Source organism: Tropicimonas aquimaris, assembly GCF_042676185.1.
In the GTDB taxonomy this organism is placed as follows: Bacteria; Pseudomonadota; Alphaproteobacteria; order Rhodobacterales; family Rhodobacteraceae; genus Tropicimonas; species Tropicimonas aquimaris.
This window is the reverse complement of the sequence record NZ_JBHTJT010000007.1, coordinates 157819-184626: the sequence shown is the minus strand read 5'-3', so window position 1 is coordinate 184626 and position 26808 is coordinate 157819. Positions and strand designations below refer to the sequence as shown.

Sequence of the window (26808 nt, the reverse complement as noted above, 5' to 3'; positions counted from 1 at the left end):
GGTCTCGGCCCCGGGGGCGGGATCGCCCTGCCCTCGCGGCCACCCGCCACTGGCGCGTTCACAGAAAGAAGAAGTCGCTGCGGCTCAGGTCATCTGGCGAGACCCCCAGAAGGGTGATCGAGAAATCGGTGTCGTTGTCGACGCGGATGGTCGTATCCACATCGCCCTCGATGATCAGGTCCCGGTACTTCTCGCTGGTCCAGATCTTCTCCATCCCGAGCTGGAAATCGGTGACCACGTTATGGCCGAGCGAGCCGCGGAAGTAGAACTCGTCGACGCCCCTGCCCCCGGTCATGGTCTGCTTCCCAAAGTTCCCGTAGAGCCAGTCTTTGCCGCGGCCGCCCATCAGGACGTCGTCGCCCATACCGCCAGAGAGGCGATCGTTACCGCCGTTGCCGCGCAGAACGTCGTCTCCCCTGTCACCGCCAAGAACATCGTCGCCCTTGCCGCCGGACAGCCAGTCGTTGCCGTAGCCGGCGTTCAGAAAGTCGTCGCCTCGGTTTCCGAAGAAGCGGTCGTCGCTGGCATAATGTATGTAGGGATTCTCGTGCTCGATCAGCGTGTCATTCTCGACGCCGCCGCGGAGGGTGTCGTTGCCCTCGCCGCCGATGAGGTAGTCGCTGCCGCGCCCGCCGGAGAGCAGGTCGTCGCCCTCGCCGCCAATGAGCTTGTCGCTCCAGCCGCGCCCGAACAGGGCATCGTTGCCGGCACCGCCGGTCAGGACATTGCGGCCCTCGTCGCCGAAGAGCCGCGAGGCCTCGCTGCCGCCGATCACGTTCTCGATGCGGACCAGTTTGTCCCAGCCGGCCCCGGTCTGCTGGTGGGAGGTGATGGCGAGGTCGACCGTGACCGACCCGTGCGAGGAGTAATCGGCGACGTCGATCTTGATGCCGCCATCGAGGATATCGTTGCCGGGACCGCCGATCAGCCTGTCGTTCAGGGCGCCGCCGCGCAGCGTGTCGTTGCCAGCGCCGCCCCAGATCACATCCGAGTTCTGTTCGCCGAAAAGGATGTCGTCGCCCGCCATGCCGTAGAGCGTGTCCCAACCCTTGCTGGCATGCAGGATGTCGTCGCCGTCGGTTCCGACCAGAACGTCCGGGCCCAACGAGGGCGCATCCGGCAGAAGCGCGGCGGGGTCGACCGAGCGCACCTCGCCCTCGGGGGTGATCTCGTAGGCGAAGACCGTCGAATTGAGCTCACCGCTCGCCTCCAGTGCCGCCGCGTCCTGCTGGAAGTAGAACAGAAAGCCGTTGACCGCGTAGTCCACGTCGCCGGCACGCAGGGGTTCGACCGGGTCGGAGCCGGGCACCGTGACGACGGTGGCGGTGGGGAAAGACCGGCTCACCTCGGCTATCGCGTTGATCGTCGTACCGATGCGCGCGGTGCCGAACAGGGTGGCGGCGTCGGCACCGTCCAGGGAGTCGAAGGCCGAAAAAAGGAAGAAGCGTAGCAAGATGACCTCCACGATGCGGGGTCGGGGACGTTGGAGCGGGCCTGGCCCACCGGGAGGCTAGCAAGCGGCGGGCACGGCGCGCATCCGGGACGTCGGGTCACCTGGACAGGCGGGAAACGGCAACGAACCGCCAGCCCCGTTTGACAGGGCCACGGAGGCGTGGAAGGTGGGCGGAAAGAGCAGATGACCGGAGAGCCCGATGGCGAGCGTGAACGCGACCGACACATTCTACCAGCCCTATTACAACCTCAACGACGTATGGAAGGACGCGGTGTCCTTCGGTTTCTACGACGACGATCCGTTCGAGTATTCGGGCACGACCTATCGCGACGCCTTCGAGATCGCCTTTGCTGACGAGGGCTCCTACCTGCTGCTGCAACTCACCGGCCGAAGAATCACGGCGGAGAGCTCCGAGCAATGGAGCGCCGACAACGAGATGACGGGCGGCAAGATCCAGGGGATGCACCTGAGCTTTGACTCCGGCGGCGAACGGATCGACCTTTGGTCGATTCAGGACTTCGAGGTCTCGGCCAAGGACGTCAACGACGCGATGAAGACCAAGCGGACCGGCGATGACGCCCGGATCTTCAAGGCGATCTTCGCCGGCAACGACACCTTCGACCTGAGCCGTTACGATGACGCTGCAATCGGTTACGCCGGGGCCGACACGATGCTGGGCCGCGCCGGCGACGACACGCTGCTTGGCGCGGGCGGCAACGACACGATCAGCGGCGGCAAGGGCGCCGACACGATCGAGGGCGGCAAGGGCAAGGACGTGTTGTCCGGCGACAAGGGGGCGGACACCTTCCTGTTCTCGGTTGGCGACGACATCGACATCATCAAGGATTTCGCGGACGACACCGACCGACTGGTTCTGGATTCAGATCTCTGGAACAACGACCTGACGCGCCGCAAGGTGGTCAACAAGTTCGCCGAGGAGAAATCCGGCAAGGTGGTCTTCGACTTCGGGGACGAGACGCTGGTGCTGCGTGGCATCGACGACAAGACCGACCTGATCGACGACATCACCATCGCCTGAGCGCGGCGGGAGACGCCAGCCGCCAGGCCACGTCGCGCGCCGCTTCCGGGGCCCCGGCGCAGTGGTCCGAGGCGTCGGGATTGGCGCGGACCGCGTCACGCGCCTCTCCGACCGTCACGCAGGGACGCGCTGTCGCGCCGTGGCCGCGCTTGCGCGCCGCAATCCCCGGCACGAGGGAATTTGACCGGAGCCCGCAATGCTATACCCTGCCTTTACGGATGGGTGTCGTTCGGGGGGAGACTGGCATGCGCAAATTGCAGACACAGGGCGTGCACCACATCACGCTAACCGGTGCCGATCGAAAGACATCCATCGATTTCTGGGAGGGCGTGCTCGGCATGCCCTTCGTCTTCGATCAACCCAATCTCGACAGGCCCAGCGAAGGGCATCTGTATTTCGACCCCGGCGACGGGCGGCTGATCACCGTCTTCACCAACGAGAACCGGCGCCCCAACCCGGCGCGCACACCGACCGACGCGGGCTGCGTGCATCATCTGGCGTTCAACGTCAGCCGGGCGACATTCAGCCAGACCGCGAAGCGGCTCGACGAGCGCGGCATCCGGCATTCGGGGCCGAAGGACCGCGGGTTCATGGATTCGATCTATTTCACCGACCCGCTGGGTCTGCTGATCGAGCTGGCCTGCTACCGGTTCGAGCCGCCGGTTGGCTGCACCCATGCCGACGTGATGATCGAGGCGCACCGGATCCGGGTCGCGCGCGGCGATTACAACATTCAGGAGGTGCACCTGGCCGATGCGATCGAGCTGTTGGTGGAGCGGCGCCAGCAGACGCTTTCGGAGAGCCGGGCGCCGGCCGATCCCTATCGCGGGCGCTGAAGCGATGCTGGCGGTCGCGGTGCGGGTGCGCGGACGGGTGCAGGGCGTGGGCTACCGCGCCTGGTGCCGTGGCGAGGCGGCGGCGCGGGGACTCGCCGGTTGGGTCCGGAACGAGGCCGACGGCTCGGTCTCGGCGCTGCTCGAGGGACCCGGAGAGGCGGTCGATTCGATGATCGAGGCGATGCGGAGCGGCCCTCCGGCGGGCCGGGTGGACAGCATCGACTGGGAGGCGCGCGGAGTGACGGGAGCGGATGGCTTCCGGGTGCTGCGCGGATGAAGGTCTGTGGCCGGCGCCCGACAGGCGGGCGCTGATTTTCGCCCCGGCGTTCAGCAAACGTTGATATTTCCCGACAATTCTGGCACAAAGGAGGGATTGGACCATCGACCGCGGCAAGACGGCCGGTCCAGGCAATATCGAGGCAGAGCACATGAAAACCCTCACCACACTTCTGTTGGCGGCGGCGCTTGCGCTTCCGCTTGGCATGATCTCGGCGCCGTCGGCAGAGGCCGGCTCGACCATCGAGCGCGCCTGCATGAGTTCCAACCGCCGCGCGGCCTCCCGGCCGCTGTGCGATTGCATCCAGCGCGTCGCCGACCAGATGCTGACCCGCCGGGACCAGCGGATGGCCGCGAAGTTCTTCAAGGACCCGCACCGCGCGCAGGAGATCCGCCAATCCGACCGCTCCTCGGACGAGGAGTTCTGGAAGCGCTACAAGGCGTTCGGCACTACCGCAGGCAACGTCTGCAGCTGATAGCATTGGCGGCCGGGCATTTCGGCCGCTCTCACGGGGGCCCGCGCCCCCTGCCCGCCGGCCTGCGTCACCGCGGCCGGCGCAACTCTCCCAGAAGCCCCATCGCGGCATGTTCGATGAGCCGCAGGACGAGATCGAATCCGCCCTCGTAATAGGGGTCCGGAACATCGACACGCTCGGACGGGCCATAGGCCAGGAACAGCCGGACGGGCGTTTCGTTGCCCGGCGGGCGTTGCGCCTCGATATCTTCCAGATTCTGACGGTCCATCGCGACGATCAGGTCGAAGCGGGAGAAATCCTCCGGCACGAACTGCCGCGCCCGGAGGCCGGAAAGGTCGTATCCCGAGTCGCGTGCGGTGGCCTGCATCCGCCGGTCGGGGGGCTCTCCCACATGCCAGCTGCCGGTGCCGGCGCTGTCGAATTCCACCGCCTGTCCGGCACGAGAGGCCAGCTCCCGCGCCACGCCTTCGGCAGCGGGAGAGCGACAGATATTGCCAAGGCAGACGAAAAGGATGCGGGGCGGGGCGGCGTGGGTCGGCTCGGTCATGGCCCATGGGTGCGCCCGGGGCGTGGCCGGGTCAAGGCTGCCATTGAGACAGGTTGAGCGGGGTCCGCTTGCGATTCGCTGCCTTGCCCGGAGCCTGTCGCCTCTGCCCGCCCCATTGGCAGCGCTGCGCGGAATCCCGGCGTGCCGAGGCGGTTGCGGGCGCGGATCGCGACACGCCGCCTGTCTGCCGCGGTCTCTGACCTTCGACCGTTGCCTCTGGCGGCTGCCTGTTCCAGAAACGGGGTGAGTGATGCCCCCTGCCCCGCCCGGCCGCGAAACGGGGCACCGGGTCTGAAGGAGCGAAAGATGCGCAAGATCGTGATTCTGACCGGCGCGGGGATCTCCGCCGAAAGCGGGCTGGGGACGTTCCGGGATGTCGGCGGGATCTGGTCGCAATACGACCTCGAGGAAGTCGCCACACCCGAGGGCTTCGCCCGCAACCCGGCCCTCGTCCACGATTTCTACAACGCGCGGCGGGCCAATGCCCAGGCCGCCGAGCCGAACGCGGCCCATGCGGCGCTGGCGCGGCTGGAGCGGGACTGGCAGGGCGAGGTGGTGCTGGTGACCCAGAACATCGACGACCTGCACGAGCGCGCCGGCCACCAGCGGGTGATCCACATGCATGGCGAGCTGACCGGGGCGCTCTGTGCGCTATGCGGCGCCCACTGGACCGCGCCGCTGGTGATGCGGGCCGAGGATGCCTGTCCCGAATGCGGCGAGGCGGCGACCCGGCCGGACATCGTCTGGTTCGGCGAGATGCCCTACGACATGGACCTGATCGAGCGCCACGTGATCAGCGCCGACCTGTTTGCCGCCATCGGCACCTCTGGGCAGGTCTTTCCCGCGGCCGGTTTCGTGATGCATGCGAACGCGGCCGGGGCGGAGACGGTGGAGCTGAACCTCGAGCCGTCGGAGCTGAGCGGGATGTTCGACCGGCGCTTCGAGGGGCCGGCGACCGAGGTCGTGCCGGGCTGGGTCGAGGGGCTTCTGGCCGGCGGGCTCCGTCAGCAGATCTGAGCGCCTCGGCGGTGCGGGCGGAGGGGGGGCTGTCTGCCCCCCGCGCGGCATGGCCGCGCTCCCCCCGAGGATTTTTTCCGACAGAAGAGGCCGGGCGCCCCGGGGGCATGGCCCCCGGCCGGCGCGCGACGGCCGGCAGCGCCGGCCCGAGCGGGTCGGCGCCGCCGACGCGGTCCCGTCAGTTACTCATGCCGTGCTGCATCGGCTGGCCGGGCTGGCGCTGCAGGTCGACCGGGATCTCGACGGTGATGTCGCCGGCCTTCTCGAAGCTCAGCGTCACCGTGACCGTCTCGCCGTCGTTCATCGGACCGGTGAGCCCCATGAACATGACATGGTCGCCGCCGCGCTGGAGCATGTGGGTGCTGCCGGCGGGGATCGGGAAGCCTTCCTCGACCTGCACCATCTGCATCACGCCGTTGGCGTCGCCGATATGGGTATGCAGCTCGACCCTGGCGGCGATGTCGGAGGCGGCGCCGACAAGCCGGTCGTCCTCGCTGCCGGTGTTGTGGATTTCCATGAAGGCCGCACCGGACTTGGCATTGGCCATGGCGGCGCGGGCGTAGGCGTCGACGATCTCGATATCGGCAAGGGCCGGGGTGGCGAGAACGAGCGCGGCTGCTGCCGCGAAGAGGGGGTTCAGGGACATCTGGGTCTCCGTCTGATCTGTGTCTGGTCTGGGTGAGGCCTCGGCAGGCTGCCGGGGCCGGTCGGACAGGATCAGGCGGGAGGGGCGCGGGCGCCGCGGCCGTGCGGCACCCTGGCGGGGGCGATCGCGACGTCCTGCAACCGGTCGCCCCAGACCAGAGCCAGGTCTGCCGGGGCGGCTGTGGCCGGCGGCGCCGGCGGTTCGGCCCAGAAGGCCAGCGCGGCGTCGGGGCAGAGGCCGTGCGATTCGACCGGGTTGCCGTCGGCATCGAAGGAGACCGTGACCGCGCCGTAGCCGGTGCAGATCACCATTTCGCCCACGGCCGGCGCCCTGCCGAGCGCCATGCCGAAGCCCAGGGACGAGAGTCCGAGGCTCAGGATCAGCACGAAGGATAGCAGGCGGCCAGTCATCGGATGCACACTAGACAGGCATCCGGGAAACGCAACGCACAAAAGGAAGCGGCCCCGCCGGTCGGCGAGGCCGCGTCAGAAAGAGCCGGAGGCCGGATCAGGCGGCTGCCTGGGCCTTGGCGATATCCTTTTTGATCTTCAGCGCCTTGGCGGAGAGCTCTTCGTCGCTGGCCTTGGCGAGAAACGCGTCGAGACCGCCGCGGTGGTCGACCGACCGCAGGGCGGAGGACGAGATCCGCAGCTTGAAGGAGCGCCCGAGGGCGTCGGAGATGAGCGTCACGTCCTGCAGGTTCGGCAGAAAGCGGCGCTTGGTCTTGTTGTTGGCGTGGCTGACGTTGTTGCCAACCATCGGACCTTTACCGGTCAGTTCGCAGACACGCGACATTGGATGATCCTCGACGTTCGTATGACAAATGGGGCACAACCCGGGCCAGGGTGTCCGGCCGGGGCGCCCCGAATTCCGTCCGCGCGTTTAAGAGCATGCCGGAGCCGGTGTCAAGCCGATTCCCCCCTTTGCCTGCCCGGTCTACCGCCCCGGCCTGGTGCGCGCCCATCAGCGGCGGCGCAGCCCGCTTTCGCGCAGCATGATATAGAGGCCGGCGGCCAGGATGACGGCGCTGCCCGCAATGGTCATCGCGTCGGGGCGCTCGGAGAAGACGGCCATGCCGAGGCCGACGCCAAAGAGCAGCCGGGTGTAGCGGAAGGGCGTGACCGCCGAGACCTCGCCCATGCGCATTGCGGCGGTGAGCCCGGTGTAGGCTGCGACGCTGCACAGGCTGGCGAGGGCGGCATGGCCGATGCCGGTGGCCACGAAGGTGAGCGGGTTGCCGGTCACGACCAGCAGCAGCGCGCCGGTGGGTACCAGGATCGAGTAGCCGCAGATCCCGATCTGGGCGTTGGTGAGCCCTTTCGGCGCGGCGCGGGTGGCGAGGTCGCGGCCCGCGAAGCCCAGCATGCCCAGAAATGCCAGCAGCGCGCTGCTGTCGAAGCCCGAGAGCCCCGGGCGCAGGATCATCAGCACCCCGGCGAAGCCCGCGAGAATCGCCAGCCAGCGGCGCCAGCCGACCTGTTCGCCCATGAACATCGCGGCGCCGGCGACGACGACGATGGGGGTCGCCTGCAGGATCGCGGTGGCGTTGGACAGCGGGGCCATGGCGATGGCGAGGGTATAGAAGATGCGGCCGCAGGCCTCGAAGGCCGCGCGGAGCCACATCCGCGGGTGGATCATGCGGCGGTCGGCGACCGGCTCGCCGCGGACCAGGCCGAGCAGGACGAAGCCCGCGGTTCCGAAGAGGCCCAGCAGCATCAGCGCCTGCCCAACCGCCATGGTGACGGTGGCGGACTTGAGGAAGGTGTCCTCGAGCGCGAAGGCGGCCATGGCGGCGGTCATGAAGAGCGCGCCGCGGAGGTTGTCGGACAGCGCCGTCACCTCAGGGCGCCGCGTCGAGCAGGGCGAGCATCTCGTGGGCGGCGGCGGCCGGGGCGAGGTCGCCCTCGGCGACACGGGTGCCGAGCGCCTCCATGCGGGCGCGCATCTCGGGCGAGCCGGAGAGCCGGGCGAGCAGGCCGAGGCGAACCTCCTCCTCGAACCAGTGGCGGGACTGGCGGGCGCGGCGGGCCTGCCAGTGGCCGGTCTCGCGGCGCCAGGCGGCGAGGGTCTGCATCTCCTCCCAGGCGGTCTTCAGCCCCTCGCCCTCGACGGCGGAGACGGTCATTGCCTTGGGGAAGCCCTCCGGGTCCTCGGGGCGCTTGCGCAGCAGGTGCAGGGCGCCGGCGTAGTCGGCGCAGGTGCGGGTCGCCACCGGCTTCAGCGCGCCGTCGGCCTTGTTGACGAGGATCATGTCGGCCATCTCCATGATGCCGCGCTTGACCCCCTGCAGCTCGTCGCCGCCCGCCGGGGCGAGCAGCAGCAGGAAGATGTCGGACATCTGGGCGACCATGGTTTCGGACTGGCCAACGCCCACGGTCTCGATCAGCACCACGTCGAAGCCTGCCGCCTCGCAGAGCGCGACCACCTCGCGGGTGCGCCGGGCGACGCCGCCGAGCTCGGACTGGCTTGGCGAGGGGCGGATGAAGGCGTTGGGGTTGCGCGAGAGCGTCTCCATGCGGGTCTTGTCCCCGAGGATCGAGCCGCCCGAGCGGGCCGAGGACGGGTCGACCGCCAACACGGCGACGCGCAGTCCCTGCTCGGTCAGCATGTTGCCGAAGCTCTCGATGAAGGTGGACTTGCCGACGCCGGGCGTGCCTGAGAGGCCGAGGCGCAGCGCCTCGTTGCCGGTGTCGGAGAGCGCCTCGGCAAGCGCGAGCGCCTGGGCACGGTGATCGGCTCTGTTGCTCTCGATCAGGGTGATGGCCCGGGCGAGCGCGCGCCGTTCGCCAGCCTTCACCCGGCGTGCCAGGTCTTCGATATCCATGCGCCTGCGATCCTCCGCGTTGCCTCGGGGCGGGTTCCTCGGCGCCTGTCTTCCTCCTCCCGGCCGGAAATGTCCAGACGCCGCCACGGGCCTGCGCGCCGAAGGCGCGCCCGGCCCAACGGGCGCCCGACGCCCTGCGGGCGGAGGGCGTCGGCGGGAGCCGCCCGGTTTGGGTGCGGCGTGAAGGTTCGCTTCGACGCGCAGGCGGAGAGGTCGGACGGGGGGCTGTCTGCCCCCCTCACGCCCCGTGCCGGGGCTCCCCCGAGGATACTTCCCGACAGGGGAAGGCCATGGGCGGGAGCGCGCTGCTTCACCGGCTCGTGTGACGCCGTCGGTTGACCTGACGCGGGTTTTGCGGCCCTGTGACGGCATGACAGCCCCCAGCCGGAGACGCCGATGCGCCGCCTGACTGCCGTTCTTCCCGCTATCGCGCTCGCCCTTGCGATCCTGCCCGTACACCCGCTTGCCGCGCAGGAGGAGAAGGCGGTGTTCGACGTGAGTTTCGCCGGCATTCGCGGCGGCACGCTCTCGATTGCCGGCACCGAGAGCGGCGGGCAGTACAGCGCCGCCGCCGTCGCCGAGAGCAGCGGGCTGGTCGGCGGCATCTACCGGCTGAAGGCCGAGGCGAGGTCGTCGGGCCGGGTGTCGGGGAACCGATACACTCCCGCCGCCTATGACGAGGCGACCCGGGAGCGCGGCGAGAGCAAGACCAAGCAGATCCGCTTTCCTAGCGGCGTTGCCACCGTGACCCAGGATCCGCCCGACACGAGGCGCAAGGACTGGCATGCCGAGGGCAAGGATCACCCCGGCGTCGTGGACCCGATGACCGGGCTCTTCGCGCTGCTTCGGAGCCGGCCGGCGGGGCTGGCCTGCGACCTCGACATCTCGACCTATGACGGACGCGAGGTGCACCGGATCAAGCTCTCGGGCGGCCGGCAGGAGGGCGACCGTTTCGTCTGTCCGGCGCAGTACATCCGGGTGGACGGCTACAAGCCCAAGGATCTGGCCGACACCAGCTTCCGCAATTTCGAGGTCACCTACGACACCTCGCGCGGCGATCTCTGGCCGGTGGTGGAGGTTCGGGCACGCACAAGCTATGGCAGCATGGTGTTTTCCCGCCGCTAGGCCCGCCCATGCCCCCTGCCCCGCTTCCGATCGATGCCGTCCTGCCAGAGCTGGTGGAAGCGCTGAAACGCGCCGGACAGGCCGTTCTGCAGGCGCCGCCGGGGGCCGGCAAGACGACGCGGGTGCCGCTGGCGCTGCTGGAAGCGGGGCTGACGGAGGGCCGGATCCTGATGCTCGAGCCGCGGCGGCTGGCGGCGCGGGCGGCGGCCGAGCGGCTGGCGGAACAGCTGGGCGAGGTCCCCGGGGCGACGGTCGGGTTCCGCATGCGCGGCGAGACGCGGGTCGGGCCGGGCACGCGGATCGAGGTTGTGACCGAGGGCATCCTGACCCGGATGCTGCAGGCCGATCCGGAGCTATCCGGGGTCGGCGCGGTGCTCTTCGACGAGTTCCACGAACGCTCGCTGAACGCCGATCTCGGGCTGGCGCTCTGCCTCGAGATCCGCGAAGCGCTGCGCGACGATCTGATCCTGCTGCCGATGTCGGCCACGCTCGATGCCGCCCCGGTGGCCGAACTGATGGGCGGCGCGCCCGTCATCACCGCCGAGGGCCGCGCCTTTCCGGTGGAGATCCGGCACCTCGAGCGGCCGCTCGACAAGCGCGCGCGGCTGGAACAGGCGGTGGCCGAGCAGGTGCTGGAGGCGCTCGGCCAGACCGGGGGCAGCCTGCTGGTCTTCCTGCCCGGCGAGGGCGAGATCCGGCGCACGGAGGCGCAGCTCGCCCCGCGCCTGCAGGAGGGCGTGGCGCTGCATCCGCTCTTCGGGGCGATGCCGTTCAAGGCCCAGCGCGCGGCGGTCGCGCCGGCCCGCGACGGCCGCAAGGTGGTGCTGGCGACCTCGATCGCCGAGACCTCGCTGACCATCGAGGGGATCACCTGCGTGGTGGACGCCGGCCGGGCGCGCCGGGCGCGGTTCGACCCAGGCTCCGGCATGTCGCGGCTGGTGACCGAGCGCGTGACCCGGGCCGAGGCGACCCAGCGGGCCGGCCGCGCCGGGCGGCTGGCGCCGGGCACCTGCTACCGACTCTGGACCAGGGGCGAGGAAGGCGGGCTCGCGGCCTTCCCTCCGGCCGAGATCGAGGCCGCCGACCTGACCGGGCTGGCGCTCGAACTGGCGCTCTGGGGCAGTACGTCCCTGCCCTTCCTGACCCCGCCGCCGGAGGGGGCGCTGGCCGAGGCGCAAGCGCTGCTCGCGGGCCTCGGCGCGCTGGATGCCGCGGGGCGCATCACCGAACACGGCCGCGCCATGGCCGCCCTGCCGCTGCACCCGCGGCTCGCGCATATGTTGCTGCGCGCCGGCCGCGACGCCGCGCCTCTGGCCGCGCTGATGGCCGAACGCGATCCGCTGCGCGGCGCGCCCTGCGACCTGTCGCTGCGGCTTGCCGCGCTGCGCGAGCCCAGGAGCGCCCCAGTGCCGCCCGACCGCGGCGCGCTGGAGCGCATCCGCACCGAGGTCGTGCGCCTCTCCCGGCTGGCGCCGGACACCGACGCCGGGTTCTCGCCGGCGGAGGCTGCCGCCCTCGCCTATCCCGACCGGATCGGCCTGCGCCGCCCCGGCGATGCGCCGCGCTGGCTGCTGTCGGGCGGCAAGGGCGCGGTGATGAACGAGGCCGATCCGCTGGCCGACCAGCGGCTGATCGTGGCCACCGACCTGGACGGAGACGCGCGCGAGGCGCGGGTCCGCCTGGCCCTGCCGATCACCGAGAGCGAGCTGCGCGGGCTATATGGCGACCAGATCGGTTGGGTCGACGTCGCCGAATGGTCGAAGCGCGAGCGCCGGGTGGTGGCGCGGCAGCAGGAGCGCTTCGGCGCGCTGGTGTTGGCCGACCGGATCTGGCGCGACGCGCCGGCCGAGGCGCTGGCGCAGGCGGCGCTGGAGGGGGTACGCCAGCTCGGCCTGCCGTGGAGCGATGCCGCGCGGCGGCTGCAGGCGCGCGCCCTGCTCTACCGCGACGAGGGCGGCGAGATCGCCGATCTCTCGGAGGAGGCCCTGCTGGCCGAGGCCGAGAATTGGCCGCTGTCCTTCCTCGGCACCGCCCGCTCAGCCGACCAGATCCGCGGCCTCGACCTGACCGAACCGCTCCGCGCCCGGATCGGCTGGGACGCAATGCAGCGGCTCGACCGGGAAATGCCCGGCGCCTTCACCACGCCTCTTGGGCGCAAGGTGCCGATCGATTATTCGGGCGAGGCGCCGGAGATCGCGCTTCGGGTGCAGGAAATGTTCGGCCAGACCACCCACCCGACGGTCGGGCCCCGCCGCCTGCCGCTGCGGATCACCCTGCTCTCCCCTGCCGGCCGCCCGGTGCAGACCACGATGGACCTGCCGGGCTTCTGGGCCAGCTCCTACGCCGACGTCCGCAAGGACATGCGCGCGCGTTACCCGAGACATCCCTGGCCGGAGGACCCGACCGAGGCCGACCCGACCCTGCGCGCAAAACGCCGAAAACCCGGCGCCTGACCCGGTCTCTCCTGGTAAAAATACCCTCGGGGGGAGCTTCCCGGACCTGTCCGGGAAGCGCGGGGGGCAGACAGCCCCCCGCCACCGAACCGGTCCGCGGCTGCGCCGGATGGCTCAGAGCCCGAGGCACCAGCGCATGATCGCCTTCTGCGCGTGCAGGCGGTTCTCGGCCTCGTCGAAGATCACCGATTGCGGCCCGTCCATCACCGCCGAGGTCGCCTCTTCCTCGCGATGCGCGGGCAGGCAATGCATGAAGAGCGCCTGCGGGCCGGCGGCGGCCATCAGGCGTTCGTTCACCTGGTAGGGGCGCAGCTGGTTGTGGCGGCGTTCCTGCGCCGACTTGGAATCGTGCATCGACAGCCAGGTGTCGGTGACCACCAGGTCCGCCCCCTCGACGGCCTTGTGCGGGTCGCGCTCGATCTGAACCGAGACCCCCTGCTCGCGGGCGAAGCCGACGAACTCGGGCTCGGGGTCCAGCGTCGGCGGGCCGGTGAAGGTGAAGTCGAAGCCGAACTGGCCGGCGGCGTGCAGGAAGGAGGCGCAGACATTGTTGCCGTCGCCCGACCAGACCACCTTTCGGCCGGCGATCGGGCCGCGGTGCTCCTCGAAGGTCAGGATGTCGGCCATGATCTGGCAGGGGTGCGAGCGGTTGGTGAGCCCGTTGATCACCGGCACCGTCGCGGCTTCGGCCAGCTCCAGCAGGGTGGCCTCCTCGAAGGTGCGGATCATGATCATGTCGACGTAGCGCGAGAGCACGCGGGCGGTGTCCTCGATGGTCTCGCCATGGCCGAGCTGCATGTCGCTGCCAGAGAGCACCATTGTCTGGCCGCCGAGTTGGCGCACGCCCACGTCGAAGGACACGCGCGTCCGGGTCGAGGGCTTTTCGAAGATCAGCGCCACCATGTGGTTGGCGAGCGGCAGGTCGGCATCCGGGGTGCCCTTGGGCTGGCCGTTGCGGGCCTCCTTCATGGCGCGGGCGCTGTCGATCATGGCCCGGAGGTCGGCGGGGGCGGTCTTGTGGATGTCGAGGAAGTGGGTCATCGGTCGGTCTTTCTGGGCCGGGAGGCCGGGGGGCTGTCTGCCCCCCGATCGCCCCGGGCTTACCCGGGGCGCCCCCCGAGGATATTTGGAAACAGGAGAAGCAAGCGGCTCAGGCTGCCTTGGCAGCGCGCTGCGCCATGCGGTCGAGACGTGCCAGCGCCTCCGCGATCTCCTCGTCGGAGATGTTGAGGGCCGGCAGCAGCCGGATCGTGTTCTCGGCGGCGGGCACGACGAGGAGTTCCTCGGCATAGCCGGCCTGCACGATCTCGGCGGCGGCGGGGCGGCAGCGGAGGCCGAGCATCAGCCCTTCGCCGCGCACCTCGTCGAAGACGTCGGGATGGGCGGCGACGAGGCCCTCGAGGCCCTGGCGCAGCAGCGCGGCCTTGCGGTTGACCTCGGCCAGGAACGACGGGTCCGCCACGGTGGCGAGCACGGCCAGGGCAACGGCGCAGCCCAGCGGATTGCCGCCATAGGTAGAGCCGTGGGTGCCGGCGGTCATGCCAGCCGCGGCGGCCTCGGTGGCCAGCACCGCGCCGATCGGGAAGCCGCCGCCGATCCCCTTGGCCACCATCATGATGTCGGGCGTGACGCCGGCCCATTCATGGGCGAAGAGGCGGCCGGTGCGGGCCACGCCGCATTGCACCTCGTCGAAGATCAGCAGCACGCCGGCGGCGTCGCAGGCCGCGCGCACCTCGCGCAGGGCGGCGTCGCCGAGGCTGCGGATGCCGCCCTCGCCCTGGATCGGCTCGATCAGCACCGCGCCGACTTCCGGGTCCTCGAGCGCCTTGCGCAGAGCCGGGAGATCGCCGAACGGCAGGTGGACGAAGCCCGGCAGGACCGGGCCGAAGCCGCCGATCATCTTCTCGGTCCCCGCGGCGGCGATGGCGGCGGAGGAGCGGCCATGGAAGGCGCCGTCGAAGGTCAGGATCTTGACCCGTTCTGGCTGGCCCTTGGCGTGCCAGTACTTGCGCGCCATCTTGACCGCCAGTTCGCAGGCCTCGGTGCCTGAATTGGTGAAGAAGCAGGTGTCGGCGAATGTCAGCTCCACCAGCCGGTCGGCGAGCGCCTGCTGCCGGTCCACCTGATAGAGGTTGGAGGTGTGCCAGAGCGCGCCGGCCTGGTCGGTCAGTGCCTGCACCAGGCTCGGGTGGGCATGGCCGAGCGCGTTGACCGCGATGCCCGCGCCGAGGTCGAGAAAGCGTCGCCCGTCGCGCTCGATCAGCCAGCTGCCTTCACCCCTGGTGAAGTTGAGCGGTGCACGGTTGTAGGTCGGCAGGACGGACGGGATCATCGACGGAACCTTTGGTCAGGAGTGCGAAGGAGTGCCAGCGGGCGCGAGATGTGTCAATGCGACAGGGCGCTTGCGGGCTTTTCTTAGGGAAATGACGGCAGAACGGGCGCAGGCTGGCGGCCCGCGGGAGGCGGGGTCAGCGGCGACGTCGGATGCGTCGGAGCAGGGGCCGGGTCTGTGTCATGCGCGGCGTCTAGCGCAGAACGTGCCGCCGCGCCAGAGGTTTCCGGTCAGGGCTTGAGGCGGTAGCCGCGGCGCACCCAGTGCCAGCACCAGACGATGATGATCGCCGTGACCGTGGTCAGGATCGCCAGCCCGAGCAGCGGCGAGCGGTCGGAGATGCCGAGCACACCGTAGCGCACGCCGTCGATCAGGTAGAAGATCGGGTTCCAGTGCAGCAGGTGCGCCATAACCGGCGGCACGGCCTCGACCGAGTAGAAGGTGCCGGAGAGGAAGGAGAGCGGTGTGATGACGAAGTTGGAGATCGCCGCGACCTGGTCGAACTTGTTGGCGAAGATCGCCGCCAGCAGGCCGAGCCCGGCCATCAGCGCCGCACCCAGCGTGATGAAGAGCAGCGCCAGCAGCGGCGATTGCACGGTGATGCCGAGCACCGGCATCATCACCAGCCCGATCGGCAGCGCCACGAAGAGCCCGCGCCCGACCCCACCGGCGATGTAGCCGGCGACGATCTCGCCGGCCGAGAGCGGCGGCATCAGCGTGTCGACGATGTTGCCCTGCACCTTGGAGACCAGCAGCGAGGAGGAGGTATTGGCGAAGGCGTTCTGGATCACCGTCATAGTCAGGATGCCCGGCGCGATGAAATGCAGGTAGCTGAAGCCCATCACCTCACCCCGGCCGGGCCCGATGGCGATGGAGAAGATCGCGAGGAACAGGCCGGCGGTGACCAGCGGCGCCATGATCGTCTGCATCCAGATGCTGAGGAACCGCTGCATCTCGCGCCGGGCGAGCGTCTTCATGCCCAGCCAGTTGATACGCCCGAAGCGGCGCATGCCCATTGCCGATGGTTCGTTCATGGTGCTGGTCCCCCTGCCTTTGGCGCCCTCTTGCCGGGGTCGCTTGTAACCCCACGGCCCGCGTCTTAATATAGGGACGAGATGAACGTAAGGGCGGCGCCGTGGAGTTTCCGCGGGGGCGCTTTTTTCCATTGGAGATGGCTGGCAGATGTCCTGGACCGAAGAGCGCGTCGAGACCCTCAAGAAGATGTGGAGCGAAGGCCAGAGCGCCAGCCAGATCGCCAAGGAGCTTGGCGGTGTGACCCGTAACGCCGTGATCGGCAAGGTGCACCGGCTCGGCCTTTCGAACCGTAACGGCGGTGGCGGCACGGCGGAGAAGGCGAAGCCTGCCGAGGTGGAAGTGCCCGAGAAACCCGCCGTGAAGGCCGAGGCGCCGCGTCCGAAGCCGGTGCGCGAGGCGCCGGTGGCGGCCGAGCCCGTCGAGGAGGCGAAACCCGAGCCAGTGGTCGCGGCCGACCCCGAGCCCGTCGAAGCGCCGGTCTCTCCGGCACGCCGCCAGATTATTCCCGCCGGCCAGCCGTTGCCGCCGCAGCCTTCTGCCAACGAGATCAGCCCCGAGGCGCTGGCCTCGGTGCGGGAGATCGAGAAGAAGGCGCGCCGGCTGACGCTGATGGAGCTGACCGAGCGGACCTGCAAATGGCCGATCGGCGACCCAGCGACCGAGGATTTCTGGTTCTGCGGCCTGCCGGTGCAGGCGGGCAAGCCGTATTGCGAGGCGCATGTTGGCGTGGCGTTCCAGCCGATGTCCTCGCGCCGCGACCGCCGCCGCTGAGCGCTGCGAACTCACGGAATTCGAGGGGCGCCCGCTGTGGCGCCCTTTTTCGTTGCGCGAGCGCCGCGAAAGAAATGCGCCGCACCGTGGAGAGCGGTGCGGCGCTGTTTCGTGCCGTGGATCCGGCCAGACCGGTTACTCGGCGATGACCTCGCCTGTCGGACGCGGAGTCGATGCGGTCTCGGAGGGCAGCACCGGATAGACCACCTCGGGCATCTCACCCGTGAGCGAGTCGAGGAAGGCGACGATCTGGTCGATCTCCTCTTCCGGCATCTCGGTGCCGAGCTGCGAGATCGACATAATCTGCACGGCTTCCCGCAGGCCCCAGACCACGCCGGAGTGGAAGTAGGGAGCCGTCAGGGCGATGTTACGCAGGGGAGCGGCCCGGAAGACATACTCGTCATCCGCCGTCTCGGTCACGGCATAGCGGCCAACGTCGCCTTCCGGCAGGATGTCCGCGCCCGGCTTCTCGATCAGGCCAAAGGGGTAGTAGTCGTGCCCACCGACGTTGACGCCGTTGTGGCAAGCGACGCAGCCGTTATCCATGAACAGCTGAAGGCCGGCCTTTTGCGTCTCGTCCAGCGCGTCTTCGTTGCCGTTCAGGAAGGCGTCGAAGGGCGACGGCGTGGTGAGCGTGACCTCGTAGGCCTCGATCGCCTTGGCGAAATTGTCGAAGCTGACCGGGTCGGCTTCCTCGGGGAAGGCCCCTTTGAACCAGTCGACGTATTGCGGCATCGAATTGAGCGTGGCAACGACATTGTCGGGCGTGTTGGCCATCTCGACGCCGGCCTGCACCGGCCCCTTGGCCTGGGCCTTGAGGTCTTCCGCGCGGCCGTCCCAGAACTGGGCGACGTTGAACACCGCGTTCAGCACGGTTGGCGAGTTGCGCGGCCCCTTCTGCCAGCCATGGCCGATCGAGGTCGGCATGTTGTCGTCGCCGCCGGTTGCCAGGTTGTGGCAGGAATTGCACGAGAACACCCCCGAGGCGGACATTCTCGGATCGAAGAAGAGCGCCTTTCCGAGGTCGATCTTTTCCGGCGTGATCGCGTTGCCGGACGGCGCCATGAGGGTCGACGGCAACGGCTGGAAATACTCCAGCGCCGCGTCCCGAAGTTCGCTCGCGGCGGTCTGGCCGGCAACAGCGCAGACGAGAATTCCACTGGCTGCAAGTGTCCGACGCATGTTCAACTCCCTTTAGAATGATTCCACCTTTGCGGGAGTGGCGTCCAAAAGGCGCAGGCCGTCCTTGATCCAGATCAAGTCCTTGCAATCGGGCGGACGTTCCGCTACGTCACTGAAATCAAATGCGAATTTTCGCATTCAAGTTCACCAGGGCGACGCTGCGGCCTTCGGAAAACTACCTAGGGTTTGATACGCCAGCCGGTGCGGAAGATCGTCCAGATGACCGCGAGGCAGGCGGCGAGGAACACGGTGATCGCGGCGATCGAGAGGCCGACCGGCACGTCGGCGACGCCGAAGAAGGTCCAGCGGAAGCCCGAGATCAGGTAGAGCACCGGGTTGAAATAGGTGACCGTCTGCCAGCCCGGCGGCAGCATCGAGACCGAGTAGAAGGCGCCGCCCAGGAACACCAGCGGCGTGATCACCAGCAGCGGGATCAGCTGCAGCTGCTCGAAGTTCTTGGCCCAGATGCCAATGATGAATCCCATGAGCGCGAAGCTGACGGCGGTGAGCAGAAGGAAGATCACCATCCAGACCGGGTGCGCGACGTGCAGGTCGACGAAGAAGGTCGAGGTGATCAGGATGATGACCGCGATCATCAGCGCCTTGGACGCCGCCGCGCCGACATAGCCGATGACGATCTCGATGAAGGAGAGCGGCGCCGAGAGCAGCTCGAAGATGGTGCCGATGAACTTGGGGAAGTAGATCCCGAAGGAGGCGTTGGTGACCGATTGCTGCAGCAGGGTCAGCATCACCAGCCCCGGCACGATGAAGGCGCCGTAGTCGACCCCTTCCACGGTGTCGATCCGCGCGCCGATGGCGGCGCCGAAGACCACGAAGTAGAGCACGGTGGACAGAACCGGCGAGACGATGGATTGCGCGATCGTCCGGAAGGTGCGGTTCATCTCGTAGCGGTAGATCGCGGCGACGGCGTTCCAGTTCATGCCCGTTCCTCCTCCCGCCCTTCGCGGACCAGTTGCAGGAAGACCTCCTCGAGCGAGCTTTGCCGGGTGGAGAGGTCGCGCAGGCTGAGACCGGCAGAGGCGATGTCGCCCAGCAGCCGGGTCATGCCGGTGCGCTCGGCATGGGAATCGAAGGCGTAGCTCAGGTGCATCCGGTCCTCGGAGAGCGTGAGGTTGTGGTCGGCCAGCGCGGCCGGGATCGCGTCGAGCGGCTCGCCGAGTTCCAGCCGCAGTTCCTTGCGGCCGAGCTGGTGCAGCAGGCGCGCCTTTTCCTCCACCAGCAGCAGGCGGCCGCGGTCGATCACCCCGATCCGGTCGGCCATTTCCTCGGCCTCCTCGATGTAATGGGTGGTCAGGATGATGGTGACGCCGCTGGCGCGCAGCTCGCGCACCAGCTCCCACATCTCGCGGCGCAGCGTGACGTCGACGCCGGCGGTCGGCTCGTCGAGGAACAGAACGCGCGGTTCGTGGCTCAGCGCCTTGGCGATCATCACCCGGCGCTTCATGCCGCCCGAGAGTTGCTGGTTGCGGTTGGTGCGCTTGTCCCAGAGGGTCAGCGCGCGCAGCACCTTCTCGATATGCGCCTCGTCGCGGGACTTGCCGAAGAGGCCGCGGGAGAATCGCACGGTGTTGATGACTTTTTCGAACGGCTCAAGGGCGATCTCCTGCGGCACGAGGCCGATGAGGCTGCGGGCGGCGCGGTACTCGTGCTGGATGTCGTGGCCGCCGACGGTGACGCTGCCGCGCGTGGGGCTCACGAGGCCACAGATCGTGGAGATCAGCGTGGTCTTGCCGGCCCCGTTCGGGCCGAGCAGGGCAAGGATCTCGCCCTCCTCGATGTCGAGGCTGACGCCCTTCAGCGCCTCGAACCCGCCCTCGTAGGTCTTGGACAGGTCGGTGATGGAAATGATGGGAGCCAAGGGCCCTGCCTCCTTGTCGCGCAGACCCCTATGTAGTCCTGTCCGGCGGCCGCGCCAAGTCGCCCGACGCGCGGGAAGCCGGGCGGCGGCGCACAGGTCATGTGCCCCGGGCGCGAGTTGTTCCGGGCGGCGTCGCGCCCGACCGCGTCAGCGGCGGCCCTCGCGGAGCCAGGCGCCGAGGGTCAGGCCGATGGCCATCAGCAGGAACAGAAGCGGTGCGACCAGCGGGATCACGGTGACATCGGCGGTGCGGTAGGCCTCGCGCGGGGTGATGCCGATCCAGCCGCGGCCGGCGGCGCTGCGCCCCTCGCGGACCTGCCGGATGGAGGGCAGCCCCTCCTCGATCCGGAGGGTGCCGCCGCGATGGGCGTCGATGGCGCCGGCCAGCGGCGCGCCGGAGGCGATGGTCTCCTCGAACTCGCGCGGGGCCGCCGGGCCGAGAGCGACGACGCCGCTCAGCTCGTCCTGCGCCAGCCGGTAGAGGCCGGTCTCGGGCCCGGTGAACTGGCCCATGAAGAGGCCGGGGCTGGCTTCCCGAAGCTCCACGAGGCGGGAGGAGCCGTCGGGGGCGGTGACCTCGACCGGGCCGGGCGCCTCGCCCAGCGTGCGGCGGGTTAGGGTCACGTCGAGCCCCTCGGCGCTTGCGGTCAGCGCCTCTTCCTCCAGCTCGGGTTCCTTCATCATCCAGTGGGCCAGCCGGCGCAACAGTTCGAGCTGCGGGCCGCCCCCCTCGAAGCCGCGCGACCAGAGCCAGGCGTGATCGGAGGCGAGCAAGGCCACCCTGCCCTCGCCGACCCGGTCGAGGATCAGCAGCGGGCGGTCGTCGGGGCCGCTCATCACGGTCTGGCCGCTCTCGGGCAGCAGGTCGACGAGCCGGAACCAGCGGCCCCAGCCGGGGCCTTCGGCGCCGTCCTCGGGCGGCGGGGCGAGCGCCTCGAGCCCTTCGGTGACGGGGTGTTTGTGGCCGGTCTCGGTGATCTGCGGGCGGTAGCCCTGTTCGAGCACGCGGGCGGTCGGTTCGCCGGGCAGGATCTCGGACAGGGGCGAGCGGTAGATGCTCTCGGCCCCGGCGAAATCGGGCCCCGCGGCGACCAGCACGGCGCCGCCGCGCTCGACATAGGAGACGACGTTCTCGAGGTAGAGCATCGGCAGGATGCCGCGGCGCTTGTAGCGGTCGAAGATGATCAGGTCGAACTCGTCGACCTTTTCGAGGAACAGCTCGCGGGTCGGGAAGGCGATCAGCGAGAGCTCGGTCACCGGCACGCCATCCTGCTTCTCGGGCGGACGCAGGATGGTGAAGTGGACCAGATCGACCGAGCTGTCGGATTTCAGCAGGTTGCGCCAGGTGCGCTCGCCGGCATGGGGTTCGCCGGAGACCAGCAGCACCCGCAGCCGGTCGCGCACGCCGTTGATCTGCACCACGGCAGCGTTGTTGCGCTCGGTCAGCTCGCCCTCGGTGGCGGCGACCTCGATCTGGACCACGTTCATGCCGCCGTGGGGCAGCGTCAGCGGCAGTTCGAGATCCTGGCCCACCGGCACGGTGAAGGGCATCGGCTCACCGCCGTCGATGGCGATGGCGATCCGGGCGAGGCCGGACTGCGCGACCTCTTCCGGCACCGCGCCGCTGTCCTCGATCCGCAGGGTGAGCGTGAGCTGTTCTCCGACGATGGCGAAGGAGGGCGCGTTGCGGACCATCAGCCGGCGGTCCCAGTCGGTGTCGTGGCCGGTCAGCAGCAGGTGCAGCGGCGCCGGCAGGTCGGGCGCGCGCTCGACATCGTGGACCTGGCCGTCGCTCACCAGGATCGCGCCGGCGATGCGGCCGCGGGGCTCCTCGGCCAGCAGCTCGGAGAGCGCGGTCATCGCCAGCGAACCGGCGTTGTCGGCGCCGTCGCGCAAGGTGACGGTGCGCAGCTCGGTGTCGGGCAGGGCCGCGACGGCGGCGGTGATGCGCTCCACGGCGGCGTCGGTCTGCTCGGCACGGTCGGCGATCTGCTGGCTGGCGGTGCGGTCGACCACCAGCAGCACGATGTCGGTGAGCGGTGCGCGGTCCTCGACCTGGAAGGACGGGTTGGCGATGGCGACAAGCAGCGCCGCGGCGGCGAGCGCCCGGAGCCACCAGCCGCGCAGGCCGCGCCAGAGGCCGAGCGCCAGGAAGGCGAGCGACAGCGCGCAGGCGGCCCAGACGGCGGGCCAGGGCAGGAGCGGGTCGAAGAGGATGTCGGATGCGCCGTTCATTGGCCGAGCCTGTCGAGCAGTGCGGGCACGTGGACCTGGTCGGATTTGTAGTTGCCGGTCAGCACATGCATCACGAGGTTGACGCCGAAGCGCAGGGCAAGCTCGCGCTGCCGCTCACCGGCGAAGCCGCGGCCCACCGGGTAGAGCGGCATGCCCGAGGCGTCCACCGCCCAGGCCGAGGCCCAGTCGTTGCCGCCGATCACCACCGGGGTCACGCCGTCGTTGAGGTTGCGGAAGGGCATGCCCTCGACCTTCTCGGCGTCGGCCGGCGCGGCCTCGACCCAGACATCGCGGGAGGTGTAGCGGCCGGGGAAGTCCTGCAGCAGGTAGAAGGTGCGGGTGAGCACGTGGTCCTGCGGCAGCGGCTCCAGCGGCGGAATGTCGAGCGGGCCGGCGAGCTGCTGCAGCTTGCGCCCGGTGGGTGTGGCCGAGCCGAAGCCGCCGATATCGCCGTCGCGGGTGTCGAACAGGATCATGCCGCCCGAGCGCAGGTAGCGGTTGAGCCGGGAATAGGCCTCGGCGGAGGGGATCGGCTGGCCCTCGGTCACCGGCCAGTAGAGGAACGGGTAGAAAGCGAGTTCGTCGGTCTCGAGATTGACCGCCATCGGCTGCGCGGGTTCGACCGAGGTGCGGGTGTAGAGCGCTTCTCCGAGCCCGGTGAGCCCGGCCTGCGCGAGGCGGTCGATGCTCTGGTCGCCGGTCACAACGTGGGCGAGCACGACCTCGGTCGTGGCCAGCAGGGCGCGGGCCTCGTCGGCCTCCTGCGCGCTGGCCGGGGGCGCGGGGGCCATGAGCGCCAGCGCCAGCAGCGCGACCGCTCCGCCCTGCCCGCCGCGCAACCGTCCGGACAGCCAGAGCGAGGCGACGAGGTCGGCCGCGAGCAGGAGCAGCGCCAGCGCCAGGACCGGGCCGGCAAGGCGGGTCTCGCGGGCGATGGCAAGGCCCTCGACCGGGATGCGGGCCGGCCATGCGGCGGGCTCGAGCACGTCGTCGGCGGCGAGCACGTTGAGCGCGATGCGGCGGTCGCCGCCGGTGTAGAGGCCCGGCGGCATGTCGGGGCCGAAGGCGCGGGAGGCGAGGCGTTCGCCGGGCACGCCGGGCAACGTCTCGGCCGGCTGCAGCTCGCCGAAGCCGTCGAGCACCGCGTCGGCGGTCCAGGTGGTGCCGGCGAGATCCTCGGCCGAGGGGCTGGCCTGGCGGGTGGAGACGGCGAGACGTTCGAGCATCTGCACGAAGAGGCCGGAGAGCGGCAGGGTCGACCATTCGGCATTGGCGGTGACGTGGAACAGCACCACCTGCCCCGCCCCGATCCCGCGGCGGGTGACCAGCGGCGTGCCGTCGGCCAGCGCGGCGATCACCCGCTCGCCGAGTTCCGGGTCCGGCTGGGCCATGACCTGCGATTGAACGGTGACCTCTTGCGGCACCTCCAGCCCGTAGAAGGGCGAGCCCTCCGCGAAGGGGCGCAGGGTGCGCGGCTCGCCCCAGCTCATGGCGCCGCCGACGCTGCGGCCGCCTTCGCGCAGGCGCACCGGCATCAGCGGGTCGAGCTCGGTACGGCTGACCTCGGAGGATGCGAGCCGCGGGCCGGCGAAGCGCACCAGCAGGCCGCCCTCCTCGACCCATTCGGTCAGCGCCGCCTGCTCGGCCGGGGCGAGCTGGGCGACATCGGCGAGGATGATGGCGTCGGGATTGGCCGGCAGGATGTCGGTCAACCCGCCGTGCAGCAGCTCGGCGGTGGGGGCCAGCGCCTGTTCGAGGTAGTGCAGCGGCGAGAGCAGTTCCAGCCCCTCGCGGTCGTCACGCCCGGCGATCAGCGCGACCTCGCGGCGGCGCAGGCTGTCGTCGGTGAGGCTGACGGCGGCGGCGGAGCGATGGCCGGCGATCTCGAACCGGGTCACCCGGTTGCGCAGCTCGTGCGGCAGGGCCAGCGCGGTCTCGGCGCCGGCCGCGCCGGGCTCGAAGGTCAGCGTGGCGGCCGCGAGCGCGCGCTCGGTGCCGGCGGGGTCGAGGCCGATGGCGGAGACGGCGACATCCGCCTCGCTGGCGGTGATCGCGCGCAGGCCCGAGAGCTTCACCTCGCCGTCCTCGTAGAGCACCGGGGCGAGGCCGAGCGCCGGGCGGCCGCCCTCGATCACCCGGACGTCGCCGCGCGCCTCCAGCGCCTCCAGCAGCGGAGCGCGGCTGCCGCGGGCCAGCCCGTCGGAGAGCCAGACGGTGTCGAACCGCGCTTCGCCGAGGCCCGTGAGCCAGGCTTCCTGCGCCTCGGGGTCGGGCTGCCAGGGCTGCGGCGCGAGGCCGGCGATGCGGCTGACCCAGCGGTCGGCGGAGAGGAACTCGGGCGGGCCTGGCGGCAGGTCGGTCAGCTGCACCAGCGCCACCGGACGGCCGGAGCGCCCGGCCTCCTCGAAGAGCGCGGCGAGCCGCTCCTGCCGGCGCGACCAGTCCGGCGCGTCGGCCCAGGTGGCATCGACCACCGCGAGCAGCGGGCCGCTGCCCGTCTCCTCGACCTGCGGGTTCAGCACCGGGCCGGCGAAGCCGACGATCACCGCGGCGGCGGCCAGCATCCGGAGCAGCAGCAGCCACCAGGGCGTGCGGTCGGTCTGGGTCTCGTCGTCGGTCAGGCCGAGCAGCAGCGCCACGCCGGGAAAGCGGCGGCGGATCGGCGCCGGCGGCACCGCCCGCAGGATGATCCAGAGGACCGGCAGCGCGATCAGCCCCAGCAGCAGCAGGGGCGCGGTGAATCCGATGGGGCCGAGCATCCACATCAGCGGGAGCGCTCCAGGGCAGCGTAGAGCCAGAGCAGCGCCGATTGCGCGCTGTCTCCGGTGTGATGGCAATCGTAGAGCCAGCCGGTGACGCGGGCCAGATGTTCCAGCCGGTCCTTGCGCTCGGCGAGGCGCTGCAGGTAGCGCTCCTTGAGCTCGCCGGCCTTCAGGGTTTCGTGGCTGAGGGTGCCGCCCATGCTCTCGAAGATGGTGCGGCCGTCAAACGGGAACGTCTCCTCGACCGGATCGAGGATCTGGAAGAGCGCGCCGCGCACGCCGCGGTCGGCGGCCTTGGCGAGCGCGGCCTCGACACCGGCGATATCGCCCATGAAATCGGAGAGAAAGACCGCGCGGGCATGGGCCGGAAGGCCCGGCGTCTCGGGCGTGCCGTAGTCGTCGGCGGACAGCTCGCCGGTCAGCGCCTCGGCGAGCCGCACGAGCTGGAGCTGTCCGCCGCGCGGCGGCGCGCCGGTGTTCGCCAGCCCGACCCGCTCGCCCGCGCGCACCAGCAGCACCGAGAGCGCCAGCGCCAGCAGCCGGGCGCGGTCGGACTTGGCGGCGCGGTTGCGGTCGCCGGAGAAGCCCATGGAGCGCGAGCCGTCGACCCAGATCACCACGCTCTGCGCGGCCTGCCATTCTTTCTGGCGGATGAAATGCACGTCCGAGCGGGCCGAGCGGCGCCAGTCGATCTCGCGGGCCTCGTCGCCCTGCGAAAGCGGACGGTATTGCCAGAACTCGTCGCCCATGCCGGAGCGCCGCCGGCCGTGCGAGCCGAGCAGCACCGTGGAGGCGAGGTGCTCGGCCTGCGCCAGCAACGGCGGCAGCGCGGCGGCGAGCCCCTCGGCCCGGGTCCGAAGCTGCGGGCCGGCCTGCGCGGACTGAGCTGAGGCGGGAGGCTGGCTCACGCCGCGGCCTCGCTCCGGCTCACCTGCGCCGCCACTTCATGGATCAGGTCGCCGAGGTTCTCGCCGCGGGCGCGGGCGGCGAAGGTCAGCGCCATGCGGTGCAGCAGCACCGGCTCGGCCATCTGCACCACGTCTTCGGTCGAGGGCGCGAGGCGGCCGTCGAGCAGGGCGCGGGCGCGCACCGTGAGCATCAGCGCCTGCGCGGCGCGCGGCCCCGGGCCCCAGCTCACGTTCCGCGCGACGGCCTCGGGTACGCCGGGCTCGCCGGGTCGGAAGGCGCGCACGAGGTCGAGGATCAGCTCCACAACCTTCTCGCCCACCGGCATCCGCCGCAGAACGACCTGCGCGGCCAGAAGCTCCTCGGGGGTAAAGACGGCGTGGGCCTTGTCCTCCTCGATGCCGGTGGTGGCGAGCAGGATGTCATGCTCGGTCTTGCGGTCCGGGTAGGGCACGTCGATCTGCACCAGGAAGCGGTCGAGCTGGGCCTCGGGCAGCGGATAGGTGCCCTCCTGCTCGATCGGGTTCTGGGTCGCCAGAACGTGGAACGGGCTGCCGAGCGGGCGATGTTCGCCGGCGATGGTGACTTCCTTTTCCTGCATCGCCTGCAGCAGCGCCGACTGGGTCCGGGGGCTGGCGCGGTTGATCTCGTCGGCCATCAGGAGCTGGCAGAAGATCGGCCCCTCGATGAAGCGGAAGTCGCGCCGGCCGCTCTCGCCGGTCTCGAGCACCTCGGAGCCGAGGATGTCGGCGGGCATGAGGTCGGGCGTGAACTGGATCCGGTTCGTGCCGAGCCCCATCACCGTTCCGAGCGTATCGACCAGCCGGGTCTTGCCGAGGCCGGGCAGACCGATCAGCAGCCCGTGCCCGCCACACAGCAGCGCCGACAGCACCAGGTCCACCACCCGTTCCTGCCCGATGAACCGCCGGGTGATCGAGGCTCGGGCCTCGGCCAACTTGTGCCCGAGGGCTTCGATTTCGGCGACGAGTTCGGTAGGATCGGACATGACGGAAA

General features: G+C 70.1%; 25 protein-coding genes. 8 read left to right on the top strand and 17 right to left on the bottom strand.

Annotated elements, in window-relative coordinates:
- Positions 1 to 58: 58 nt before the first annotated feature.
- Positions 59 to 1453 carry a calcium-binding protein gene (locus ACFQ2S_RS04610; RefSeq protein WP_386073094.1) on the bottom strand — a complete coding sequence of 465 codons (1395 nt, stop codon included), beginning with the start codon at positions 1451 to 1453 and terminating at the stop codon, positions 59 to 61.
- 199 nt (positions 1454 to 1652) lie between these two features.
- Here ACFQ2S_RS04610 and ACFQ2S_RS04605 point away from each other — a divergent pair, with 199 nt between their 5' ends.
- The 4 genes from ACFQ2S_RS04605 (at position 1653) to ACFQ2S_RS04590 (ending at position 4080) form a co-directional block, all read left to right on the top strand.
- Positions 1653 to 2492 carry a calcium-binding protein gene (locus tag ACFQ2S_RS04605; RefSeq protein WP_386073092.1) on the top strand — a complete coding sequence of 280 codons (840 nt, stop codon included), beginning with the start codon at positions 1653 to 1655 and terminating at the stop codon, positions 2490 to 2492.
- A 245-nt stretch (positions 2493 to 2737) separates the two neighbouring features.
- Positions 2738 to 3328 carry a VOC family protein gene (locus tag ACFQ2S_RS04600; RefSeq protein WP_386073091.1) on the top strand — a complete coding sequence of 197 codons (591 nt, stop codon included), beginning with the start codon at positions 2738 to 2740 and terminating at the stop codon, positions 3326 to 3328.
- A gap of 4 nt (positions 3329 to 3332) precedes the next feature.
- Complete coding sequence (locus tag ACFQ2S_RS04595) at positions 3333 to 3605, top strand: acylphosphatase (protein WP_386073089.1); 273 nt, start codon at positions 3333 to 3335, stop codon at positions 3603 to 3605.
- A gap of 151 nt (positions 3606 to 3756) precedes the next feature.
- On the top strand, positions 3757 to 4080 hold the full coding sequence (locus ACFQ2S_RS04590; RefSeq protein WP_386073088.1) for a hypothetical protein: 324 nt from the start codon (positions 3757 to 3759) through the stop codon (positions 4078 to 4080).
- 67 nt (positions 4081 to 4147) lie between these two features.
- On the opposite strand, the gene ACFQ2S_RS04585 is transcribed toward ACFQ2S_RS04590, so the two are convergent.
- A complete protein-coding gene (locus ACFQ2S_RS04585) occupies positions 4148 to 4627 on the bottom strand; it encodes a low molecular weight protein-tyrosine-phosphatase (RefSeq protein WP_386073087.1) in 480 nt (159 codons plus the stop codon).
- A 306-nt stretch (positions 4628 to 4933) separates the two neighbouring features.
- Between ACFQ2S_RS04585 and ACFQ2S_RS04580 the strand changes: the two genes are divergently transcribed.
- Positions 4934 to 5644 carry an NAD-dependent deacylase gene (locus ACFQ2S_RS04580; protein WP_386073085.1) on the top strand — a complete coding sequence of 237 codons (711 nt, stop codon included), beginning with the start codon at positions 4934 to 4936 and terminating at the stop codon, positions 5642 to 5644.
- 178 nt (positions 5645 to 5822) lie between these two features.
- Here the strand turns inward: ACFQ2S_RS04580 and ACFQ2S_RS04575 are convergent, their stop codons facing one another.
- The 5 genes from ACFQ2S_RS04575 to meaB all read right to left on the bottom strand — a co-directional run bounded on the left by ACFQ2S_RS04575 (position 5823) and on the right by meaB (position 9114).
- The gene (locus tag ACFQ2S_RS04575) at positions 5823 to 6290 is read right to left on the bottom strand and encodes a copper chaperone PCu(A)C (RefSeq protein WP_386073084.1); all 468 of its coding nucleotides are present in this window, start codon (positions 6288 to 6290) and stop codon (positions 5823 to 5825) included.
- Between the two features lie 71 nt (positions 6291 to 6361).
- Positions 6362 to 6700, bottom strand: coding sequence for a hypothetical protein (locus ACFQ2S_RS04570; RefSeq protein ID WP_386073082.1), 339 nt, complete (start codon positions 6698 to 6700; stop codon positions 6362 to 6364).
- Positions 6701 to 6797: 97 nt separating this feature from the next.
- On the bottom strand, positions 6798 to 7085 hold the full coding sequence (gene rpmB / locus ACFQ2S_RS04565) for a 50S ribosomal protein L28 (RefSeq protein ID WP_089230852.1): 288 nt from the start codon (positions 7083 to 7085) through the stop codon (positions 6798 to 6800).
- A gap of 168 nt (positions 7086 to 7253) precedes the next feature.
- Entirely contained in the window at positions 7254 to 8129 is an 876-nt protein-coding gene (locus tag ACFQ2S_RS04560) for a DMT family transporter (protein WP_386073080.1), read from the bottom strand.
- A 1-nt stretch (position 8130) separates the two neighbouring features.
- Positions 8131 to 9114, bottom strand: coding sequence for a methylmalonyl Co-A mutase-associated GTPase MeaB (gene meaB, locus ACFQ2S_RS04555; protein ID WP_386073079.1), 984 nt, complete (start codon positions 9112 to 9114; stop codon positions 8131 to 8133).
- A gap of 396 nt (positions 9115 to 9510) precedes the next feature.
- Here meaB and ACFQ2S_RS04550 point away from each other — a divergent pair, with 396 nt between their 5' ends.
- Positions 9511 to 10239 (top strand): DUF3108 domain-containing protein, encoded by a 729-nt coding sequence (locus ACFQ2S_RS04550; RefSeq protein ID WP_386073077.1) that lies wholly within the window; start codon positions 9511 to 9513, stop codon positions 10237 to 10239.
- Positions 10240 to 10247: 8 nt separating this feature from the next.
- A complete protein-coding gene (gene hrpB / locus ACFQ2S_RS04545) occupies positions 10248 to 12692 on the top strand; it encodes an ATP-dependent helicase HrpB (RefSeq protein ID WP_386073075.1) in 2445 nt (814 codons plus the stop codon).
- Between the two features lie 114 nt (positions 12693 to 12806).
- Here the strand turns inward: hrpB and argF are convergent, their stop codons facing one another.
- The 3 genes from argF to ACFQ2S_RS04530 form a co-directional block, all read right to left on the bottom strand.
- Complete coding sequence (gene argF / locus ACFQ2S_RS04540) at positions 12807 to 13733, bottom strand: ornithine carbamoyltransferase (protein ID WP_386073073.1); 927 nt, start codon at positions 13731 to 13733, stop codon at positions 12807 to 12809.
- 109 nt (positions 13734 to 13842) lie between these two features.
- Positions 13843 to 15024 (bottom strand): aspartate aminotransferase family protein, encoded by a 1182-nt coding sequence (locus tag ACFQ2S_RS04535; protein ID WP_386073071.1) that lies wholly within the window; start codon positions 15022 to 15024, stop codon positions 13843 to 13845.
- Positions 15025 to 15254: 230 nt separating this feature from the next.
- Complete coding sequence (locus ACFQ2S_RS04530) at positions 15255 to 16058, bottom strand: ABC transporter permease (protein WP_386073069.1); 804 nt, start codon at positions 16056 to 16058, stop codon at positions 15255 to 15257.
- Between the two features lie 148 nt (positions 16059 to 16206).
- On the opposite strand from ACFQ2S_RS04530, the gene ACFQ2S_RS04525 reads away from it, so the two are divergent.
- Positions 16207 to 16830 (top strand): GcrA family cell cycle regulator, encoded by a 624-nt coding sequence (locus ACFQ2S_RS04525; RefSeq protein WP_386073068.1) that lies wholly within the window; start codon positions 16207 to 16209, stop codon positions 16828 to 16830.
- A 135-nt stretch (positions 16831 to 16965) separates the two neighbouring features.
- Here ACFQ2S_RS04525 and ACFQ2S_RS04520 read toward each other — a convergent pair whose 3' ends face one another.
- The 7 genes from ACFQ2S_RS04520 to ACFQ2S_RS04490 all read right to left on the bottom strand — a co-directional run bounded on the left by ACFQ2S_RS04520 (position 16966) and on the right by ACFQ2S_RS04490 (position 26800).
- Positions 16966 to 18012, bottom strand: a complete 1047-nt coding sequence (locus tag ACFQ2S_RS04520; RefSeq protein ID WP_386073066.1) for a cytochrome-c peroxidase — start codon at positions 18010 to 18012, stop codon at positions 16966 to 16968.
- Between the two features lie 179 nt (positions 18013 to 18191).
- Positions 18192 to 18953: an ABC transporter permease gene (locus ACFQ2S_RS04515; RefSeq protein ID WP_386073064.1), complete on the bottom strand. Its 762-nt coding sequence runs from the start codon at positions 18951 to 18953 to the stop codon at positions 18192 to 18194.
- Positions 18950 to 19891 (bottom strand): ABC transporter ATP-binding protein, encoded by a 942-nt coding sequence (locus ACFQ2S_RS04510; RefSeq protein ID WP_386073063.1) that lies wholly within the window; start codon positions 19889 to 19891, stop codon positions 18950 to 18952. The genes ACFQ2S_RS04515 and ACFQ2S_RS04510 overlap by 4 nt, the downstream gene beginning before the upstream one ends.
- A gap of 147 nt (positions 19892 to 20038) precedes the next feature.
- Positions 20039 to 22126, bottom strand: coding sequence for a hypothetical protein (locus ACFQ2S_RS04505; protein ID WP_386073062.1), 2088 nt, complete (start codon positions 22124 to 22126; stop codon positions 20039 to 20041).
- The gene (locus ACFQ2S_RS04500) at positions 22123 to 24891 is read right to left on the bottom strand and encodes a DUF4159 domain-containing protein (protein WP_386073061.1); all 2769 of its coding nucleotides are present in this window, start codon (positions 24889 to 24891) and stop codon (positions 22123 to 22125) included. The genes ACFQ2S_RS04505 and ACFQ2S_RS04500 overlap by 4 nt, the downstream gene beginning before the upstream one ends.
- Positions 24891 to 25796: a DUF58 domain-containing protein gene (locus tag ACFQ2S_RS04495; RefSeq protein ID WP_386073059.1), complete on the bottom strand. Its 906-nt coding sequence runs from the start codon at positions 25794 to 25796 to the stop codon at positions 24891 to 24893. Before ACFQ2S_RS04495 ends, ACFQ2S_RS04500 begins: the two co-directional genes overlap by 1 nt.
- Positions 25793 to 26800 carry an AAA family ATPase gene (locus tag ACFQ2S_RS04490; RefSeq protein ID WP_386073057.1) on the bottom strand — a complete coding sequence of 336 codons (1008 nt, stop codon included), beginning with the start codon at positions 26798 to 26800 and terminating at the stop codon, positions 25793 to 25795. Before ACFQ2S_RS04490 ends, ACFQ2S_RS04495 begins: the two co-directional genes overlap by 4 nt.
- Positions 26801 to 26808 lie beyond the last annotated feature (8 nt).

Excerpts from the sequence above, each read along its gene's own strand:
- ACFQ2S_RS04500 (WP_386073061.1), bottom strand. The coding sequence starts at position 24,891 with ATGTGGATGCTCGGCCCCATCGGATTCACCGCGCCCCTGCTGCTGCTG.
- ACFQ2S_RS04585 (WP_386073087.1), bottom strand. The coding sequence starts at position 4,627 with ATGACCGAGCCGACCCACGCCGCCCCGCCCCGCATCCTTTTCGTCTGC.
- ACFQ2S_RS04535 (WP_386073071.1), bottom strand. The coding sequence starts at position 15,024 with ATGATCCCGTCCGTCCTGCCGACCTACAACCGTGCACCGCTCAACTTC.
- ACFQ2S_RS04525 (WP_386073068.1), top strand. The coding sequence starts at position 16,207 with ATGTCCTGGACCGAAGAGCGCGTCGAGACCCTCAAGAAGATGTGGAGC.
- meaB (WP_386073079.1), bottom strand. The coding sequence starts at position 9,114 with ATGGATATCGAAGACCTGGCACGCCGGGTGAAGGCTGGCGAACGGCGC.
- ACFQ2S_RS04520 (WP_386073066.1), bottom strand. The coding sequence starts at position 18,012 with ATGCGTCGGACACTTGCAGCCAGTGGAATTCTCGTCTGCGCTGTTGCC.
- argF (WP_386073073.1), bottom strand. The coding sequence starts at position 13,733 with ATGACCCACTTCCTCGACATCCACAAGACCGCCCCCGCCGACCTCCGG.
- ACFQ2S_RS04550 (WP_386073077.1), top strand. The coding sequence starts at position 9,511 with ATGCGCCGCCTGACTGCCGTTCTTCCCGCTATCGCGCTCGCCCTTGCG.
- ACFQ2S_RS04505 (WP_386073062.1), bottom strand. The coding sequence starts at position 22,126 with ATGAACGGCGCATCCGACATCCTCTTCGACCCGCTCCTGCCCTGGCCC.
- ACFQ2S_RS04490 (WP_386073057.1), bottom strand. The coding sequence starts at position 26,800 with ATGTCCGATCCTACCGAACTCGTCGCCGAAATCGAAGCCCTCGGGCAC.
- ACFQ2S_RS04595 (WP_386073089.1), top strand. The coding sequence starts at position 3,333 with ATGCTGGCGGTCGCGGTGCGGGTGCGCGGACGGGTGCAGGGCGTGGGC.
- ACFQ2S_RS04600 (WP_386073091.1), top strand. The coding sequence starts at position 2,738 with ATGCGCAAATTGCAGACACAGGGCGTGCACCACATCACGCTAACCGGT.
- ACFQ2S_RS04590 (WP_386073088.1), top strand. The coding sequence starts at position 3,757 with ATGAAAACCCTCACCACACTTCTGTTGGCGGCGGCGCTTGCGCTTCCG.
- ACFQ2S_RS04570 (WP_386073082.1), bottom strand. The coding sequence starts at position 6,700 with ATGACTGGCCGCCTGCTATCCTTCGTGCTGATCCTGAGCCTCGGACTC.
- ACFQ2S_RS04515 (WP_386073064.1), bottom strand. The coding sequence starts at position 18,953 with ATGAACTGGAACGCCGTCGCCGCGATCTACCGCTACGAGATGAACCGC.
- ACFQ2S_RS04580 (WP_386073085.1), top strand. The coding sequence starts at position 4,934 with ATGCGCAAGATCGTGATTCTGACCGGCGCGGGGATCTCCGCCGAAAGC.
- rpmB (WP_089230852.1), bottom strand. The coding sequence starts at position 7,085 with ATGTCGCGTGTCTGCGAACTGACCGGTAAAGGTCCGATGGTTGGCAAC.
- ACFQ2S_RS04530 (WP_386073069.1), bottom strand. The coding sequence starts at position 16,058 with ATGAACGAACCATCGGCAATGGGCATGCGCCGCTTCGGGCGTATCAAC.
- ACFQ2S_RS04605 (WP_386073092.1), top strand. The coding sequence starts at position 1,653 with ATGGCGAGCGTGAACGCGACCGACACATTCTACCAGCCCTATTACAAC.
- ACFQ2S_RS04575 (WP_386073084.1), bottom strand. The coding sequence starts at position 6,290 with ATGTCCCTGAACCCCCTCTTCGCGGCAGCAGCCGCGCTCGTTCTCGCC.
- hrpB (WP_386073075.1), top strand. The coding sequence starts at position 10,248 with ATGCCCCCTGCCCCGCTTCCGATCGATGCCGTCCTGCCAGAGCTGGTG.